Below are 16,194 nucleotides of genomic sequence, written 5' to 3'. Positions count from 1 at the left end.
GAGGGCGATGATCATCATCGACAAGCATGGTGAATATCACCCCCGCACGGTGGTATTGCAGGCAAAGCCCGGATAAAGTCCGGGCCATAACCGGGTGCCAAGATCGTAGTACAGTGGTTTTGAGCGTACCGAAAGGGTCAACCGACGAGGTTTGCTATGTCCCGCATCATCCGTTTTCATCAGTTCGGCGAGGCCGACGTCCTTACAATCGAAGAGCGCTCGAACCCCACGCCCGGCGCTGGCGAAGTGCTGATCGACGTGGCGGCCGTGGGTGTCAGCTGGTACGACGTGCTCTGGCGGCAGAACCTGGGCCACACCCCGGCGCAGCTGCCGGCGAGCCTCGGCCATGAACTGGCCGGCACGGTGCTGGCCGTCGGTGCCGGGGTCGACGACCTGAATGTGGGCGACCGGGTTGCCAGTTTTCCCGGGCACAATGCCAATCGCTACCCGGCCTATGCCGAGCAGGTGGTGCTGCCACGCAGTTCCCTGACCCGCTATCCGGATAACCTGACCCCGCAACAGGCGAGCGTGCACTACCTGCCATCGCTGGTGGGCTGGTTCGGCTTTGTCGAGCTGGCGCATCTGCAGCCAGGCGAGACGGTCCTGGTCACCGCTGCCAGCCGTTGCTGGGGCCCCTATATCGTGCAGATGGGCAAGGCCCTGGGGGCCCATGTGATCGCGGCGACCGAGCATGCCGAAGACAGCGATTTTCTCAAGCAACTGGGTGCCGACCAGGTCATCCTCACCGAGGAGCAGGACCTGGTCAGCCGGGTCGGCAAGCTCACCGATGGGCGTGGCGTCAATGTGGTGATGGACGCCCTCGGCGGGCCGCAGATGTGCCTGCTGGGGGATGCCCTGGCTCCGCGCGGGCGGCTGATCCTGTTCGATCTGCAGGGTGGCAACGAAACGCCGTTTCCGGCCTGCGCCGCGTTCCAGAAGAACATCCAGTTCTTCGTCCACTGCATCGGCAACTTCACCGGCAAGGAAGAACTGGGCATTCCCCAGGACAAGGCCGCGGTGGCCAAGGCCCTGCAGGGCATCAACCAGCTGACCTCCGATGGCGTGCTGTTACCCCTGGTCGACAAGGTGTTCGGCTTCGCTGACGTGGTGGCCGCTCACCGTTATATGGAAACCTGCCCGAGCCGTGGCCGGGTGCTGCTGCAGGTCTAGATCGCCAGAAAGCTCACCCCGTAGCCGGATAAGCCTTGGCGCAATCCGGGCGACAAAACCTCACGCCTAGCCATACTCCTCGGCCAATAACGCCGCCACCGCGGCGCTGGAATCGAGTATCTCCAGGTGCTTGGCCGCCAGCACGGGGTCGAGGCGAAAGGGCGGAACCGTATCGAACACCACCAGCCGCTGTAGCAGGGGGCTGTCGAGCAGGGCACTGCCGCCGGTGAACAGGCCGTGTACCGCCCCAGCCCAGATGTGCCGGGCACCGGCGGCCTGACAGGCCTCGGCTGCGCGCAGCAGGGTGGTGCCGGTGCTGATCAGATCATCGACGATAATCGCCGTGCTATCCCGTACCTCGCCGATCAGCAGTGAATCCGTGACGCTGTCGTTGCGCCTGTGCTTGGCCATATAGGCGCTGGCCACCGGGCGACCGATGCGTTGCTGCAGGGCCCGGCGAAACAGCTCGGTGCGCTTGATTCCGCCGCTATCGGGGGATACCGCGACCACCTCGGCGTCCGCCAGCCCGGCGGCGAAGTGTTCGGCGAACAACTCCGCGCCCGGCAGGTTGTGGCTGGGGATGCGGAAGGCATTGTCGAAGGCGGCCTCGCTGTGCACTTCCAGTGTCAGTAGGCGGTCCACCCCGCAGGCTTCGAACATGGCCGCCACATAACGGGTGATGATCGGGTCCTGAAACTCGGTGCGGCGCTCCTTGCGCCCATAGCACAGGTAAGGGGCCACCACGTGCACGCGGCGCGCCCCGGCATCCTTCAATGCGCCGCAGAAGAACAGCAGCCGACAGAGCTTGTCGTGGCCACTCTGTTCGTCATCGCCATGCAGTGAATGGAACACCAGCACCTGGCGGGCATTGACCGGCTGCAAGGGCCGGCTTTTGTGTTCGCCATCCTCGAACAGGCGTTCCTCGTGCTCGGCCAGTTGCCAGCCGAGCCGCTGCACCACCCGCTCGGCATAGGCCTGGCTGCCGTGCAGGGCGAAGATCAGGGGGGGCTCAGTCGGCATGGCACAGCTCTCAGGCTGGAGTATGTCTTGAGCATCGTCTTTTCCGCCGTACAGTCAAGCTGCCGTGGCCCCGGCGGATTGGGCTGGCACTGCGGCGCTGTCTTGATATGCATCAAGACGCAGCCCGCTTAACTGCTGCAATTTAGAGTGGTTGAGTACGCATGCTCTCTGCCAGGCCGCAGCCCGGGCGCGTATCGATCAGAATCCTGGAGGTGCCCCATGAGTCAATTTCAACGCCTGCTACTGATTGCCGACCCGCAGATGCGCCATTCGCCGGCGCTACAACGCGCTGCCGCACTGGCTCAGGCTACGGGGGCCACGTTGCATATCCTGGCCCTGGTCGAGCCCTTCGCGACCCTGCCGCTGCTGGACAAGAGCATCCAGGAACAAACCCGCGAAGCTTACCTGCAGGAGCACCGCGACTGGCTCAAGGACGAGGTCGGTCTGCTCCAGGGCAAAGGTATCCAAGTGACCGCCGAGGCCCTTTGGACCCGCCAGCCACTCAAGGAAATCCTCCTGCATGCCGCGGAGATGCCGGCCGACCTGTTGATCAAGGATCTGCAGCATGAGCCGGCATTCAAACGCGCCTTTATTACTCCGCTGGACTGGCAACTGCTGCGCGAATGCCCGGTGCCGGTGCACCTGGTCAGTGCGGCGGACAACCCGCTACCGCTCAAGGTCGGGGCCGCCGTCGATCCGACGGATGCGGAGGCTGATCGCAGCGAACTGAATAACCGGATCATCGCCGCGGCCAATGGCCTGGCCCTGCAGTGCAATGCCGAACTGCACCTGCTGCATGCCTACGACCTGTCGCCGGCCTTTCTCGCCGAAGCCGGTACCGCGACGGCGGTCTGTGTGGATATGCTCGATGAGCTGCGCCAGTCGCTGGCGGCTGCCTTTGCCGCGCTGGCGGAGCGTTATGGGGTACCGAGCGAGCGGCGGCATTTCATCATGGGCCCACCCACCCGTACCCTGGCCGATTTCGCCGGGCGCGAGGGGCTCGACGTGCTGGTGATGGGCCGCGTGCAGCGCAAGGGCCTGGACAAACTGCTCGGCAGCACCACCGAACATATGCTCTATCAGGTGCCGTGCAGCGTGCTGGCGATCGGGCTTTAACAGGCCCGGCTTGGCGAGACCGAGGAGGTATCAAACATGTGTGGTAGTGCCGGACGCGATTCGCCCAGGACAGAGGAGTTGGGGGGAGGGTAATCAAGGTCGGTATTGTCGCTAGCCTGATGACCCGACCTAATCCTCTCCCCTGAGGGGCGAGGGGACTATTCAGGGTAAGCCGTGCCGGCGTGCGACGCCTCATTGCCAAGAAAAAGCCCCCGCCATGGATTGCAGGGGCTTTGCCTATGGACCCGATTCAGCCACTTCTAACCGGTATGACTTTCTCCGGTTTAATGGCCTCGGGCTTCTTCGGCAGGCTGATGGTCGATACGCCTTTGCTGAAGTGGGCGGCAATCTGCTCGGGGTCGATCCCCTTGGGCAAGTGAACGATGCGTTCGAAACTGCCGTAATGGCGCTCCGAGAGGTAGTCGCCTTTTTTCTTCTGCTCGCTTTCCACGCGCGTCTCCGCCTTGATGATCAGGTTAACGTTGGACAGCTTGATCTCGATGTTGTTTTCATCCAGGCCAGGCAACTCGGCAGTGATTTCGAAGCTCTTGTCCTGTTCGGCGATATCCACCGCTGGCATGCCAGGGCCGATCAGGTCGCGTCGTCAGAACGGCTCGACATCAAAGGCCCAGCGGGTGAAGGGCAAGTGCAGCGCACTCGGGCTGGAATCTTCGAACAGCTGATCGACCTGGTGCCGCAGGTTTTCGAAGAGATGTCGTGGCGCTGCCAGACTCGGGCTTTTACTGGTCGGCAGTCTGGCGGCTGTTGGCTTAGCAGGCTGTTGAAAAACTACCTGCGTTGCCATCGCGGCGTTAAAAACAGGCTCAAAATGCTCATTTACAGCTCGTAAACTGCGCTTTTTCGCCTGTTTTGCCTTGCACTGGCTGCCTCGCCAACGTTTTTCAACGGCCTGTTAGGCCCGGGATTTCTGCGCGGTTGATTCAGGTCAATGAGCTTTGCCGGCAATCCCCCGACACTGAGACTCGCGGTCATAGGGGAGCGCCAGATGCGGGAAACCACCAGTTGGGACAGCAAGCTGCTTGGCCGCTACGCCCATGGCGATGCCGGCCATCGCTGCTATCCCGAGACCACGGCTTTTCACCGCGGTATCGGCTCACTGGATCTGCTGCGCGCCTTGCGTGGCAGCCGGCAGGCCCAGCGCGCCTTATCGCTGGCCGTGCAATTGCCGATCAATCGCGCTGATCGGCAGCGGGCGAGTTGCTCGCCAAGCGTCTTCGCCGCCTACCTGGAGTGCCTGGAGCGCGAGATCGAAATGATCGGCTGCCACCTGGGGGCGCAGCAGCGCGTCGAGCAGTTCCACCTGGCCGGCGACAGCATGCCCAGCGCCGATCAGTTGCACCGGTTGATCGATCATCTGCGCCGACGCTTCCATTTCCTCGACTACGACGAAGGCGACTATGGCATCGAGATCCAGTTGCCTCACTCGGATTGGGCGACCATGGGCCGCCTGCGCGAACTGGGCTTCAACCACGTCAGTATCGGCGTACCCGATATCGCCGCAGCCCATGGCGCAGCGCTGGCCTGGCAGGACCCCAGGCAAATACGTTCGCTGATCGATGCCGCCCGCGCGCTCAGCTACCGCTCGGTGAATATCGATATCGGCTATGGCCGTGCCTGGCAAACCCGAGCGAGTTTCGCGCGCAAGGTGGCGGCCATTATCGAGCTGCAGCCGAATCGGGTGACGGTCTTCGACTATGCCGATCCGCCGCAGCGCTATCGGCCGTTGGGGCGGTTTGCCGGCAGTGGCCTGGCCGACCTGGAGGACAAGCTGGCCATGCAGCGCCAATGCGTCGAGCAGCTAGGCCTGGCGGGCTATCGCTATGTCGGTATGGGCTTGTTCGCCCTGGCGGACGACGATCTGGTCATCGCTCAGGAAAATGCCAGTTTGCAGCGCAATTGCCAGGGCTTCAGTCGGCACGCGGGCTGCGACCATATCGGCCTGGGCGTCGCGGCGATCAGCCAGATCGACGGCCTCTACGTGCAGAACAGCCGCGACCTTCAGGGCTATCAGGCCCGGCTCGACAGCGGCCAGCTGGCGAGCTGGCGCGGCTTTCGCTGCGGGCCTGACGAGCGTCTGCGCGCCGAGGTGATCGAGCGCCTGATCTGTGACTTCGGCCTGGATATCCGGTGCATCGAGGCGCGTTTCGGTCTGCGGTTTCGCGAGTATTTCGTCGATGCCTGGCCGGCCCTGGAGCAGATGCAGCGCGACGGTCTGATCGCGCTCGACGAGGCCTCCATCGCTATTCTTCCGGCCGGGCGTTTGCTGGTGCACGCGGTGTGCCGCTTGTTCGACCGCTACAGCGGGGTAGCGCGTGTGCAATCTGTTTCCCGGGCGGTTTAGACCGCTGCGACCCTGGGTCGCAGTCGCGATAAAGGCCGCGCAGAGCCGCTGGCCGTAAGGGTTGCCAGCCTAGACAAGGCGCTCTGCTCCCTGGGGCATACCTCCAACGAGGAATGGGCTGTCGCAATCTAGCGGTGCAGTCTGCGGCCAGACATTCTACGGAGGCTTCCAGCATGGCTCATCTGTCCCGCAGCGCATTCCAGGCATTACGCATCGCCGTCCTGACCGTCAGCGACACCCGCAGTCTGGCTACCGATACCTCGGGGCAGACCCTGATCGAGGGGCTGGAGGCGGCCGGCCATGCGCTGGTCGAGCGGGCCCTGGTGATCGACGATATCTGGCAGATCCGCGCGCGCCTCTGCGCCTGGATCGCCGACCCACTGGTGCAGGTGGTGCTGATCACCGGCGGCACCGGTTTCACCGCGCGGGACAATACCCCGCAAGCCGTCGCGCCCTTGCTGGACAAGCTGGTCGATGGCTTCGGCGAACTGTTCCGCCAGATATCCCTGGAAGAGATCGGCACTTCCAGCCTGCAGTCGCGGGCCCTGGCCGGGATCAGCAATGGCGTGCTGGTCTGCTGCCTGCCCGGTTCGCCCAATGCCTGCCGCACGGCCTGGGAGAAGATCCTCCGCGAGCAACTGGACAGCCGCACCGGGCCGTGCAACTTCGTCGCTCACCTCAAGCGCCTGGCCGATCAGCTGCAAGCCGCCCTCTGCGGAGCCCGCTCATGAGTGCCTGCGGCTGCGACGGCAACAACCTGCGCCCGGTTGACCAGGCCATCGCCGAACTGCTCGCGCGCGCCCCGGTACCGCCACCCGTGGAGCGGGTCGCCCTGGGCCAGGCCCTCGGTCGGGTGTTGGCCGAACCGCTGCATGCGCCGTTCGCGGTGCCGGCCTGGGACAACAGTGCGATGGACGGTTATGCCCTGCGCGCCGCCGATCTGCCGGATGCAGGCGGTTGCCTGCCGCTGGCCGGGCGGATCGCGGCAGGCGATGCGGCGGCGCAAGCCTTGCCCGCCGGCCATGCGGTGCGCATCTTCACTGGCGCGCCCTTACCGCCGGGTGCCGACAGCGTGGTGATGCAGGAGCACTGCCAGCTCGAGGAGGGGCGGGTGTGGCTGCCGCCGGTCCAGGGCGGCGAGCATGTGCGCCGGCGCGGCGAGGAACTGGCGGCCGGCACTCGGGTGCTGAGCGCCGGGCAGCGTCTGCGCCCCCAGGAGTTGGGCCTGCTGGCCAGCTTCGGCATCGACCGGGTGGCGGTCTATCGGCGCTTGCGGGTCGGTTTGCTCAGCAGCGGTAACGAGCTGCGCGAGCCGGGTGAGGCACTGCAGCCCGGGCAGATCTATAACGCCAACCGCTACAGCCTGGCGGGCGTGTTGAGCAGCCTCGGCCTGGAAGTCCAGGATTACGAGATCATGGCCGACGAGCTGGCAGCCAGCCGCGATGCCCTGAGCCTGGCGGCGTCGGAGTGGGACATGCTGATCACCTCCGGCGGCGTGTCGGTCGGCGAGGAAGATCACCTCAAGCAGGCCATTCGCGAACTGGGCGAATTGCACCTGTGGCGTCTGGCGATCCAGCCGGGCAAGCCGCTGGCCTTCGGTGAAGTGGGCGGCAAACCCTGGATCGGCTTGCCGGGTAATCCGGCGGCGGCCCTTATCACCGCGTTGGTGGTGGCGCGGCCTTTTCTGCTGCGCGCCCAGGGTTGCCAGGACGTATTGCCGCAACCGCTGCGCCTGCCGGCTGGCTTCGCCTGGCGCAAGGCCAACGGCCGCCGGCAGTACCTGCGCGCGCGGCTGGAGCAGCAGGACGGTCAGCTGCGCGTATGCCCGCACCCGCAGCAGGGCTCGGCCATGCTCACCTCGGCCTGCTGGGCCGACGGCTTGGCGCTGGTCGAAGTGGGCCAGACCCTGGAGGAGGGCGACTTGCTCGACTACCTGCCATTCAGTGCGCTGCTGCATTAAGTGTCGTTGGAGGGGGCCGCTCCGCCTTCAACGCTGCGCTCGCACAGCAAACAATGTAGGAGCCAGCTTGCTGGCGATGCTTTTGACCTACAGAGATCGCCAGCAAGCTGGCTCCTACACGTCAGGCGACGTGGCCAAGGCAGTAACCATGGGCCTGGCGAGTCGAGGCTTGTTGACCGCGATCAAGGCCTCGCCCGCAGCCACCCCCTAAAGTGCCCGACAGTATTCCGCCCGGAAGGAGTTTTCATGCAACTGGTTTGTCCAGCAGGCAGCTTGCCTGCCCTCAAAGCCGCGGTTCGGCAAGGCGCCGACGCCGTCTATGTCGGTTTTCGCAATGACACCAATGCCCGCCATTTTTCCGGTCTTAACCTCGACGACAAGCAGCTCGAAAGCGGCCTGCAGCTGATCCGGGCGCAGGGGCGGCAGCTGTATATCGCGGTCAATACCTATGCCCAGCCCGACGGCTGGGCACGCTGGCAACGCGCGGTCGACCAGGCCGCGGCGCTCGGGGTGGATGCCCTGATCGCCGCCGACCCGGGGGTGCTGGCCTATGCCAGCCGCCGCCATCCCGACCTCAACCTGCACCTGTCGGTGCAGGGCTCGGCCACCAATGCCGCCGCTCTGGCGCTCTATCAGCAGCGCTACGGCATCCGCCGCGCGGTGTTGCCACGGGTGCTGTCGCTGGCCCAGGTGCGCCAGGTGGCGGAGAAGAGCCCGGTGCCGATCGAGGTGTTCGCCTTCGGCAGCCTGTGCATCATGGCCGAGGGGCGCTGCCATCTGTCGTCCTATCTGACCGGCGAATCGCCCAACCTGTGTGGCGTCTGTTCGCCGGCCAAGGCGGTGCGCTGGCAGGAAGATGCCGAGGGGCTCAGCTCGCGCCTCAACGGCGTGCTGATCGACCGCTATGGCAAGGATGAATCGGCCGGTTACCCGACCCTGTGCAAGGGCCGCTTTCTGGTCAATGGCCAGCGCTTCCATGCCCTGGAAGAGCCGACCAGCCTCAACACCCTCGACCTGATCCCGCAGCTCGCTGCCATCGGCGTGACGGCGGTGAAGATCGAGGGCCGCCAGCGCAGCCCGGCCTATGTCGAGCAGGTCACCCGGGTCTGGCGTTCGGCGCTGGATGCCTACAGCCGCGCGCCACAGAGCTATGTGGTGCAGCCGCAGTGGCGCAGCGCACTGGACAGCTTGTCCGAGGGCAGCCAGACGACCCTGGGTGCCTACCACCGTTCCTGGCAATGAGGAGATCATCATGAAGCTCAGTCTGGGACCCGTCCTGTTCTACTGGAATCGCGAAAAGCTGCTGGATTTCTATGCCGAAATGGCCGAGCAGCCGCTAGATGTCATCTACCTCGGCGAGACGGTGTGCGCCAAGCGTCGTGCCCTCGGCCTGGATAACTGGCTCGGCCTGGCCCGCGAGCTGGGCGAATGCAGCCGTGCCGAGCTGGTGCTTTCGGGCCTGGCCCTGGTCGAGGCGGCTTCCGAACTGTCGAGCCTGAAGCGCCTGTGCGACAACGGCGAACTGCTGGTGGAAGCCAACGACATGGGCGCGGTGCAGTTGCTGCGTGAGCGCAAGCTGCCTTTCGTCGCCGGTCCCGCCCTCAACCTGTACAACGGCTATGCCCTGGCCGAGCTGATCGACTGCGGCCTGCAACGCTGGGTGCCGCCGGTCGAATGCTCCGGCACGCTGATCCGCAACACCCTGGAGCAACTCGACAGCCTCGGCCTGGCGCGGCCAGAGGTGGAACTGTTCGCCTACGGGCATCTGCCCCTGGCCTACTCGGCGCGCTGCTTTACCGCCCGCGCGGAAAACCGGCCCAAGGACGATTGCCAGATCTGCTGCGAGAGCTTCCCCGAAGGCATCGTGCTGCACAGCCAGGAGGGCGAGCCCCTGTTTACCCTCAACGGCATCCAGACCATGTCGGCCAAGGTCAACAACCTGCTTGCCGACTATGCGCAGCTGGCCGCGGCCGGTGCCGATCTGCTGCGCCTGAGCCCGCGCGCCGAGGGCATGGCTGGAGTCATCGCGGCCTTCGATACGGTGCGCTGCGGCGCGCTGCCACCCCTGGCGGTGGAAGGCTGCAACGGTTACTGGCACGGCCGCCCCGGCATGCTGCGCGGCGACGAGGTGGTGCTATGAAGACCTTTGCCCGCCTGGCCATGCGGGTCGCGCCGCCACTCTTGCCGCTGGGCCGCCATGTGCCGTTCCCGCTGCAGCGTTTGGTGCTGGAGAAGGTCATCGCCCGGCTGTTTGCCGAGCCCCTGGCGGAGGGCGAATTCGACCTGCTGCAAGGCCGCTGGCTGCGTCTGGAAATCAGCGATCTGCAGCTGGCCTGGTGCCTGACCCGCGACCAGGGCGGTCTACGTATCGCCGCCGAGGCCCCCGTGGATGTCTGCATCCGCGGCAACTGGCGCGAGTTCCTCCTGCTGGCCAGTCGTCAGGAGGACCCGGATACCCTGTTTTTCCGCCGCCGTCTGATGATCGAGGGCGATACCGATCTAGGCCTGGGGATCAAGAACCTGCTCGACAGCCTCGACCCAGACGGCTTGCCGCCGCGCTTGTGGCAGTTGATCTGCGCACTCGGCGAGGCGGTTGAAGTTCCGCCGACGCAGGCCAAGGCCGAGGTGGTTGCGTAATCGGCAAGATGGCTAGCCAGACGTCAAGTGATGGTGGCGTCGGCTGTCGACAGCCAGGGAGTCGGACCGGGCGGGACGCGATCAGCGCGATTGCCGAGCCGACCAGTCATCACGGTAAGGCTGTGATGCCAATAGGGCACGGCAACTGGCGTGGCAATCCTTCTCACTCACAGTAGCTGGCCAGCCGGGGCGTATTGATGATGCGGATATTGCGCCGCTCCATGGCGATCAGCCCGGCATCGATCAGCCGATGCAGAATGCGCGAGAAGGTTTCCGGCTGGATCCCCAGCTGCGAGGCGATCAGGCGTTTCGGCACGCTGAGCTTGATCTGACCATTGCCGGCTTCCTGTTCCTGGCAGAGGAAGCGCACCACCCGGCGGCTGGCATTGGCCACGGCCAGGGTGTCGATCTCAGCCAGGCGCTGGTCCAGGCGAGTGCTGAAACTGGCCAGCAGTTTCAGGCAGATGCTCGGTTGCCCTTCCAGCAGGTGACGATAGTGGGCACCGTCGATGCTCACCAGGCAGCTGGGTTTCAGCGCGCTGGCGGTTACCGGGTAGTGGCGGCTGTCGCAGAACAGCAGGGAGTCGGCAAATATTTGCCCCGGCTGGATCACCTCGACCAGCTTTTCGTTACCTTCCGGCAGCACGCGGGTCAGGATGATCTGCCCCTCCAGCAGCAGATAGAAACGCTCCGCCGGTTCGCCCTGGTGGAAAAGGATATCGAGGCTGTGCAAGCGTCGATGATTCGCCAGGTTGCCGACTTCCTGAAAAGCACTGTCGGGTAGCCTGTCGAACAGGGGGTGCTCGCGCAGGATGGTCAGGGTTGTAATGTCGCTCAGCATGGTTCACCTCAGTAGGTCGCATCTTAGGCGCGTCCGCCGGGCGGCAACATTCCTCCTCGGCACTACCTCTTTGGAGGCAGTGCGATAAAGAGGAGGCAGACCGATACATTCTTGACTGCCGACAATTCTGCCCCGGGTGGAGCATGGCTATGCTTCGCCATGCCCTTGCCATCGCTGGGGGATTGGGAGCCGCTATGGACGTAGAACAACTGCTGGCCAATAACCGCTTCTGGTCCGAATCGCTGACCGCCAGAGACCCGGAATTCTTTGCCCGACTGGCCCGCCAGCAGCGCCCGGAATTCCTCTGGATCGGCTGTTCGGACAGCCGGGTACCGGCCAACGAGGTGGTTGGCCTGATGCCCGGCGAGCTGTTCGTGCACCGCAACGTGGCCAATATGGTGGTGGCCACCGATATGAATTTTCTCTCGGTGCTGCAGTACGCGGTGGACGTGCTGCAGGTCAAACAGGTGATCGTCTGCGGCCACTACGGCTGCGGCGGCGTGCGCGCGGCCTTGGGCCATGAGGCGCTGGGGCTGATCGACAACTGGCTACGCGCGCTCAAGGCGCTCTATCACCAGAACCTGGAACGCTTTCGCGGCCTGGCAGCGGAAGAGCAGGTCAACCTGCTGTGCGAGCTGAACGTACAGCGCCAGGTGCGCAACGTCTGCCACACCACCATCGTGCAGAACGCCTGGAAACGCGGCCAACCCCTGGCCGTGCACGGCTGGATCTACGGGCTGACCGATGGCCTGGTCAACGACCTGGACGTGACAGTCAGCGGGGCTGATCAGCTCGACGACAGCTTTCTTTACGATCAGTGAATGGGCTCGGCAGCCCTCGTAAACGCCTGGTGCGTACGGCCTAGGCGGGCCCCGCGCATCCTACGGAGCAAGAGCGCGATGCCCGTGGGGCCGGGTAGGGTGCGCCGTGCGCACCAGGGGTAGCCCGTAGGTTGAGTTAGCGGCGATTGTCATGGCTTAAGCAGCGACATCATTGCCAGCCGCCGAGGGAGAGTCCATATAAGTTGTTAGGCGCACCTTTGACCGCAAGCCTGCATGCGCATACCATCTGCGCATGAACACCCAGGAGGGAATGCCCATGCTTGCTGCCTACAACCCCAATGCCCCCAAACGAGCTGCCAACCTAAGCGTTAACGGTGACTTGCTCAATAAAGCCAAGGACTTGGATATTAACCTCTCCGCGACATTAGAGCAGGCTCTGGCTGAGGCCTTGAAGAAGAAACAGCGCGAACAATGGCTGGCCGAGAATCAGCAAGCCATCAATGCCTACAACGAACATGTGGAAGCTCAAGGCGTGTTCAGCGACGACCTACGGAGCTTCTGATGCCTCAGTTCGCAGTACACAAGAACACAAACGCCGCCACAAAGGCTGCAGTGCCCTTCCTGCTTGATGTTCAAAGCGACCTGATTGCCGAGCTTGGCACGAGGGTTGTAGTACCTCTCTACACGGCTACCGCCATGAAAGGAAAAACGCTCAGAACCCTTACGCCAACGTTTGAAATTGATGACCAACAGTACGTGATGGTGACTCCGCAACTGGCCGGTATCGCTAAGAAACAACTCGGCACTCAAGTTGCCGACCTTTCAGCACAGCGTAATGAAATAATTGCTGCTCTTGATTTGCTGATCACCGGTATCTGATAGGTGCGTCTAACAAACTGGTACGGATCTGCTGGGCGGTGTGGTGCCACGAGCGGCGGTTCAATGGCAATTGGCAGAGCACAAAGCCCGCCTGACGGCGGGGGTAATCAGTAAGGGGGGATGGTTTTCTTGTGGTTGTGGTAAGCAGCAGCACTGTCGGAACAGGCGAGTCCTGCAGCGGAATAAGGCCGATAACAATCATGATCCGCGTGATCGATTGAACGCTTGGCCCCCGCTGCGCGAACTGCAGAATGGCCAGGGTGGAAAAGCCCACAACAGGCCGGATATACGAATGCAACCGCGCTGACGACAGGTGCAAAAGAAAAGCTTTGCCCACTACTTGTGGGGAGAGTCCATATACCGTTTGTTAGGCTTTTGAAGTCGTGCGCTTTCTGTGCGTGTTAGGCCGCTGCCGCAGTGATGAGGTAGAGCAGATCACTGTATTCGACTTTTCCATCACTGTCGCATTGCGCTTCGGTGGCTGCGATGAACTTTGCGTTCAACTCGCGTTGGCAGGCCTCGCCCAGCATATGGAAGTCGTACATGTCTTCAAACCACGCGCACAGTTCACGGGGGGAACAGCGACGCTGGACTAGGAGTTCTTGAACCGAGATAGCTTCGAAGCTATTGGAGAACAGCTTTGTGATGTCATCGCGGGTTTGCAGGCGGCGATCGCCAAAGCGTATGCCGCTGAACTCCTCCTTGCGAGGATATTGAGACAGCAGAGCGATATACGAATCGAAGATCGGGGACGGTGGCGGCCTTGTGCCGACGACCGCTGCAAAGACGGCACCCTTCTTCAGTATCCGATGAACCTCAGTCAAGACTACTTCGATTTCTTCCATCAGCATGAGAGCCATGTGGCAGACCACGTGGTCGAGCGAGGCTGTGGCCATCGGCAGGGCGTGCGCTCTGCCTTGTTGCAGCGTTGCGGCACGGCCGAGGCGGTGGTGCGCCGCTTCAAGCTCCCCTTGGCTTAGATCGATACCGCTCAAGGACAGATTCGATTGCCCTCGTGCGGCGAAAAGAGATAGTAAAAACCCGTCCCCGCAAGCGAGGTCCAAGAGCGTGCAGGGCGCTTCAGTTTCAGGAACCTCGTTCGCGAGACATTCGTAGGACGACGCAAATCTACGTCCGGCTTTCACAACGGCAAGGTCTGCAAACGCGCGAGCGGTAATTCCGGGATTTGAATCGTGAAACGCAGCGAGGAACTGTTCGAGATTAGAAGAGTGTGGGGTCATCAGAGGCCTAACGTTTGGTTAAGGGGCGGGCTTTAGCCCGTCCCAGTGAGCGAAGCGAGCGATTTGAACCACTAGTTAGGTGCGTCACTCATATTTATACATTTTTTCCCACTGATTGTCTCCAGCGTGAAATGAGAGAAGTATTTTTTCCATTTGATTTACAGAGATAGGTGGATCTACGGTTACTCTATAAATGCTTTTATTGATATCGCGATAGACTGAAGACAAACCATCTGAAGGGTCAAGGCTTCCGCCAACCTCCATTGATACTCCAGGTGCAGTCACAAGAATTACTTGGTGAAAACCTTTTTGCCAATCAAGCCTTTTTATCGTGTTTGATATTTCAATATGGTCAGGCGCTTCAGATACATAGGTATAATCACTGCCAAAATCTGATATTACATGCAGACCGACTACGTTGTTTACGTCTTCCATGCTTGGCCCACATGATGCCAAAAAGAAGAGGCTAGATAGCATGGAAACAATATTTAACTTCATTGGCGCAAGCACCTAACGTTTGGTTAAGGGGCGGGCTTTAGCCCGTCCCGAGCGAGCGAAGCGAGTGACTTGAACCACTAGTTAGAAGGCATTAGCTCATACTGCGAACCAGTTTAGACGCCGCTCTGGTATAAAAATACATTGGATTTCCATTCGAGTTATAGTCCAGCACAAGCAAACCCAGGCCAACCATTAAAGCAAGATCGTCTTTTAAAAATCGAGTCTCTTTGCATGTGTAGTTTGGTCCGGGGCTTAAAATTAGCGCTTGCTCGGGACCGCTAAATCCGCTTAGTAAAAGGAAAAACTCTGTTTGATATTCTTCCATCAGAGCTAATATCTCTAGGGATTGCTCGGATATTGACTCTTTTGCATATGCTAAAGCTAATTCCTCTACGCCATCAGAGCGACTGGCGAGTATCGCTATTCTGGTTGAAATATCGTCTAGTTTCTGATGAACATCATCAAGGCCTTTATTTAGTAAAGCTTTGATGCTTACGGTGGTAACTTGATTGTTCTCAATTGAAGCTCTTATTTCTTCATGGTTGTGCTCGGATAACCATGAAAGGAAGTCAGAGATGGCTGTCTGCTCTGCTGTCTTCCTGCCCGAAGAAAAAGCAGACAGCAAACCAACGATTGTTGCAAACTCTGCGATCATGTTGTTGCCTTCTAACGCCAGCAATAAACGGCGCTAGGTTTGGCGGCGATTTTGCGGCTTTTGTTTTTGCAAAATAGACGACGAACCGTAATGCGTCCGATTTAATTGCCTTGTTAGGCAACTTTACCTTTCGCTAACAGCTAACTTAACGGCTAAACCGATAAATACTGTGCCAGCAATTCTATTTATTAATTTTTGTGCTTTATCTGAACCTTTTAGCCACTCTCCCAGAAAACCAGCAGACCATGCAACCAAAGTAAAAATACAGAGCGTTGTTGCTATAAATAAACAGCCAAATGCCATCATTTGAACTGTTATCGAGCCAATTGAAGGCTCTGCAAATTGAGGTAGAAAGGCCAAAAAGAATATTGCAACCTTGGGATTAGTAACATTCATAACTACCCCACGCATGTATAGTTGCTTCCAATTTGCGTGCTCTTCTTTTACTTTACTTACATTAGTTGAGCCAGCCCTAAATGCTTGCCATGCCAAATAAAGTAAGTACATAGCACCGACAAATTTAAGAATATTAAAAGCCAATTCCGAAGATTGGAAGATAGAAGCAACACCCAATGAAACAGTAGCAGTATGAACCAACAACCCCGTGCATAGGCCTAACGTTACAAATATCCCAGCCTTTCTCCCATTCATTGCTGATTGTGTTAAAACAAATATATTGTCTGGTCCTGGTGATAAAGACAATGCAATTGACGCAACTACAAATAAACTGATTGTTTCTAATGGAATCATACGGTTCTCCAATGTTGCCTAACGTTTGGTTAAGGGGCGGGCTTTAGCCCGTCCCAGTGAGCGAAGCGAACGATTTGAATGCTGTAATGGACTCTCCCCGCGCCACAGTTCTATACCGAGAACGGTGGTGACTGAAATTGGGAGTGTCGTGATGAAGCGAATCGCAGTTGATCTGGCCAAGTCCGTTTACCAAGTTGCCGAGAGTGTCCGTTCTGGCCAGGTGGTGCAGCGTAAGCGGCTGAACCGAGAGGCGTTCAGGCGATATATACAGGAGCAGGCCGAG

Annotated in this window: 17 protein-coding genes and 2 pseudogenes; 12 read left to right on the top strand and 7 right to left on the bottom strand. The window is 60.7% G+C overall.

All coding sequences use genetic code 11. The features are described from left to right. The first annotated feature begins 156 nt into the window (after positions 1-156). Positions 157-1,170 carry a zinc-dependent alcohol dehydrogenase family protein gene (locus AACY13_RS18310; RefSeq protein ID WP_339463010.1) on the top strand — a complete coding sequence of 338 codons (1,014 nt, stop codon included), beginning with the start codon at positions 157-159 and terminating at the stop codon, positions 1,168-1,170. A 66-nt stretch (positions 1,171-1,236) separates the two neighbouring features. Here AACY13_RS18310 and AACY13_RS18305 read toward each other — a convergent pair whose 3' ends face one another. Then, positions 1,237-2,190: a ribose-phosphate diphosphokinase gene (locus AACY13_RS18305; protein ID WP_339463009.1), complete on the bottom strand. Its 954-nt coding sequence runs from the start codon at positions 2,188-2,190 to the stop codon at positions 1,237-1,239. Positions 2,191-2,409: 219 nt separating this feature from the next. Between AACY13_RS18305 and AACY13_RS18300 the strand changes: the two genes are divergently transcribed. Beyond that, on the top strand, positions 2,410-3,306 hold the full coding sequence (locus AACY13_RS18300) for a universal stress protein (protein WP_339463008.1): 897 nt from the start codon (positions 2,410-2,412) through the stop codon (positions 3,304-3,306). A 250-nt stretch (positions 3,307-3,556) separates the two neighbouring features. Here AACY13_RS18300 and AACY13_RS18295 read toward each other — a convergent pair. Next, positions 3,557-4,111, bottom strand: a pseudogene (locus AACY13_RS18295) (Hsp20/alpha crystallin family protein). Positions 4,112-4,312: 201 nt separating this feature from the next. On the opposite strand from AACY13_RS18295, the gene AACY13_RS18290 reads away from it, so the two are divergent. From AACY13_RS18290 to ubiT, 6 genes are all read left to right on the top strand, one after another. Further along, positions 4,313-5,668, top strand: coding sequence for a coproporphyrinogen III oxidase (locus AACY13_RS18290; RefSeq protein WP_339463007.1), 1,356 nt, complete (start codon positions 4,313-4,315; stop codon positions 5,666-5,668). Positions 5,669-5,841: 173 nt separating this feature from the next. Beyond that, positions 5,842-6,399, top strand: coding sequence for a molybdenum cofactor biosynthesis protein B (gene moaB, locus AACY13_RS18285; RefSeq protein WP_339463006.1), 558 nt, complete (start codon positions 5,842-5,844; stop codon positions 6,397-6,399). Then, entirely contained in the window at positions 6,396-7,628 is a 1,233-nt protein-coding gene (locus AACY13_RS18280; protein ID WP_339463005.1) for a molybdopterin molybdotransferase MoeA, read from the top strand. The genes moaB and AACY13_RS18280 overlap by 4 nt, the downstream gene beginning before the upstream one ends. A 246-nt stretch (positions 7,629-7,874) precedes the next feature. Beyond that, positions 7,875-8,870 (top strand): ubiquinone anaerobic biosynthesis protein UbiU, encoded by a 996-nt coding sequence (gene ubiU, locus AACY13_RS18275; RefSeq protein WP_339463004.1) that lies wholly within the window; start codon positions 7,875-7,877, stop codon positions 8,868-8,870. Between the two features lie 10 nt (positions 8,871-8,880). Next, positions 8,881-9,768, top strand: coding sequence for a U32 family peptidase (locus AACY13_RS18270; protein ID WP_339463003.1), 888 nt, complete (start codon positions 8,881-8,883; stop codon positions 9,766-9,768). Further along, positions 9,765-10,265 (top strand): ubiquinone anaerobic biosynthesis accessory factor UbiT, encoded by a 501-nt coding sequence (gene ubiT, locus AACY13_RS18265; protein ID WP_339463002.1) that lies wholly within the window; start codon positions 9,765-9,767, stop codon positions 10,263-10,265. The genes AACY13_RS18270 and ubiT overlap by 4 nt, the downstream gene beginning before the upstream one ends. 163 nt (positions 10,266-10,428) lie before the next feature. On the opposite strand, the gene AACY13_RS18260 is transcribed toward ubiT, so the two are convergent. Further along, positions 10,429-11,106: a Crp/Fnr family transcriptional regulator gene (locus AACY13_RS18260; RefSeq protein ID WP_339463001.1), complete on the bottom strand. Its 678-nt coding sequence runs from the start codon at positions 11,104-11,106 to the stop codon at positions 10,429-10,431. A 194-nt stretch (positions 11,107-11,300) separates the two neighbouring features. On the opposite strand from AACY13_RS18260, the gene can reads away from it, so the two are divergent. From can to AACY13_RS18245, 3 genes are all read left to right on the top strand, one after another. Next, the gene (gene can / locus AACY13_RS18255) at positions 11,301-11,927 is read left to right on the top strand and encodes a carbonate dehydratase (RefSeq protein WP_339463000.1); all 627 of its coding nucleotides are present in this window, start codon (positions 11,301-11,303) and stop codon (positions 11,925-11,927) included. Between the two features lie 277 nt (positions 11,928-12,204). Then, complete coding sequence (locus tag AACY13_RS18250; protein ID WP_339462999.1) at positions 12,205-12,450, top strand: type II toxin-antitoxin system CcdA family antitoxin; 246 nt, start codon at positions 12,205-12,207, stop codon at positions 12,448-12,450. Continuing rightward, a complete protein-coding gene (locus tag AACY13_RS18245) occupies positions 12,450-12,767 on the top strand; it encodes a CcdB family protein (protein ID WP_339462998.1) in 318 nt (105 codons plus the stop codon). Before AACY13_RS18250 ends, AACY13_RS18245 begins: the two co-directional genes overlap by 1 nt. A 401-nt stretch (positions 12,768-13,168) precedes the next feature. Here the strand turns inward: AACY13_RS18245 and AACY13_RS18240 are convergent, their stop codons facing one another. The 4 genes from AACY13_RS18240 to AACY13_RS18225 all read right to left on the bottom strand — a co-directional run bounded on the left by AACY13_RS18240 (position 13,169) and on the right by AACY13_RS18225 (position 15,911). Beyond that, positions 13,169-14,008 carry a class I SAM-dependent methyltransferase gene (locus AACY13_RS18240; protein WP_339462997.1) on the bottom strand — a complete coding sequence of 280 codons (840 nt, stop codon included), beginning with the start codon at positions 14,006-14,008 and terminating at the stop codon, positions 13,169-13,171. Positions 14,009-14,092: 84 nt separating this feature from the next. Beyond that, a complete protein-coding gene (locus AACY13_RS18235) occupies positions 14,093-14,443 on the bottom strand; it encodes a hypothetical protein (RefSeq protein WP_339462996.1) in 351 nt (116 codons plus the stop codon). Positions 14,444-14,597: 154 nt separating this feature from the next. Beyond that, entirely contained in the window at positions 14,598-15,161 is a 564-nt protein-coding gene (locus AACY13_RS18230) for a hypothetical protein (RefSeq protein WP_339462995.1), read from the bottom strand. 123 nt (positions 15,162-15,284) lie between these two features. Next, positions 15,285-15,911 (bottom strand): LysE family translocator, encoded by a 627-nt coding sequence (locus tag AACY13_RS18225; protein ID WP_339462994.1) that lies wholly within the window; start codon positions 15,909-15,911, stop codon positions 15,285-15,287. 151 nt (positions 15,912-16,062) lie between these two features. Here AACY13_RS18225 and AACY13_RS18220 point away from each other — a divergent pair. Next, positions 16,063-16,194 (top strand): annotated as a pseudogene (locus AACY13_RS18220) (IS110 family transposase); the annotation flags it as partial.

The sequence above is a fragment of the Pseudomonas sp. EA_105y_Pfl2_R69 genome (assembly GCF_963970915.1).
In the GTDB taxonomy this organism is placed as follows: Bacteria; Pseudomonadota; Gammaproteobacteria; order Pseudomonadales; family Pseudomonadaceae; genus Aquipseudomonas.
This window is presented reverse-complemented; position numbering and strand designations above follow the sequence as displayed.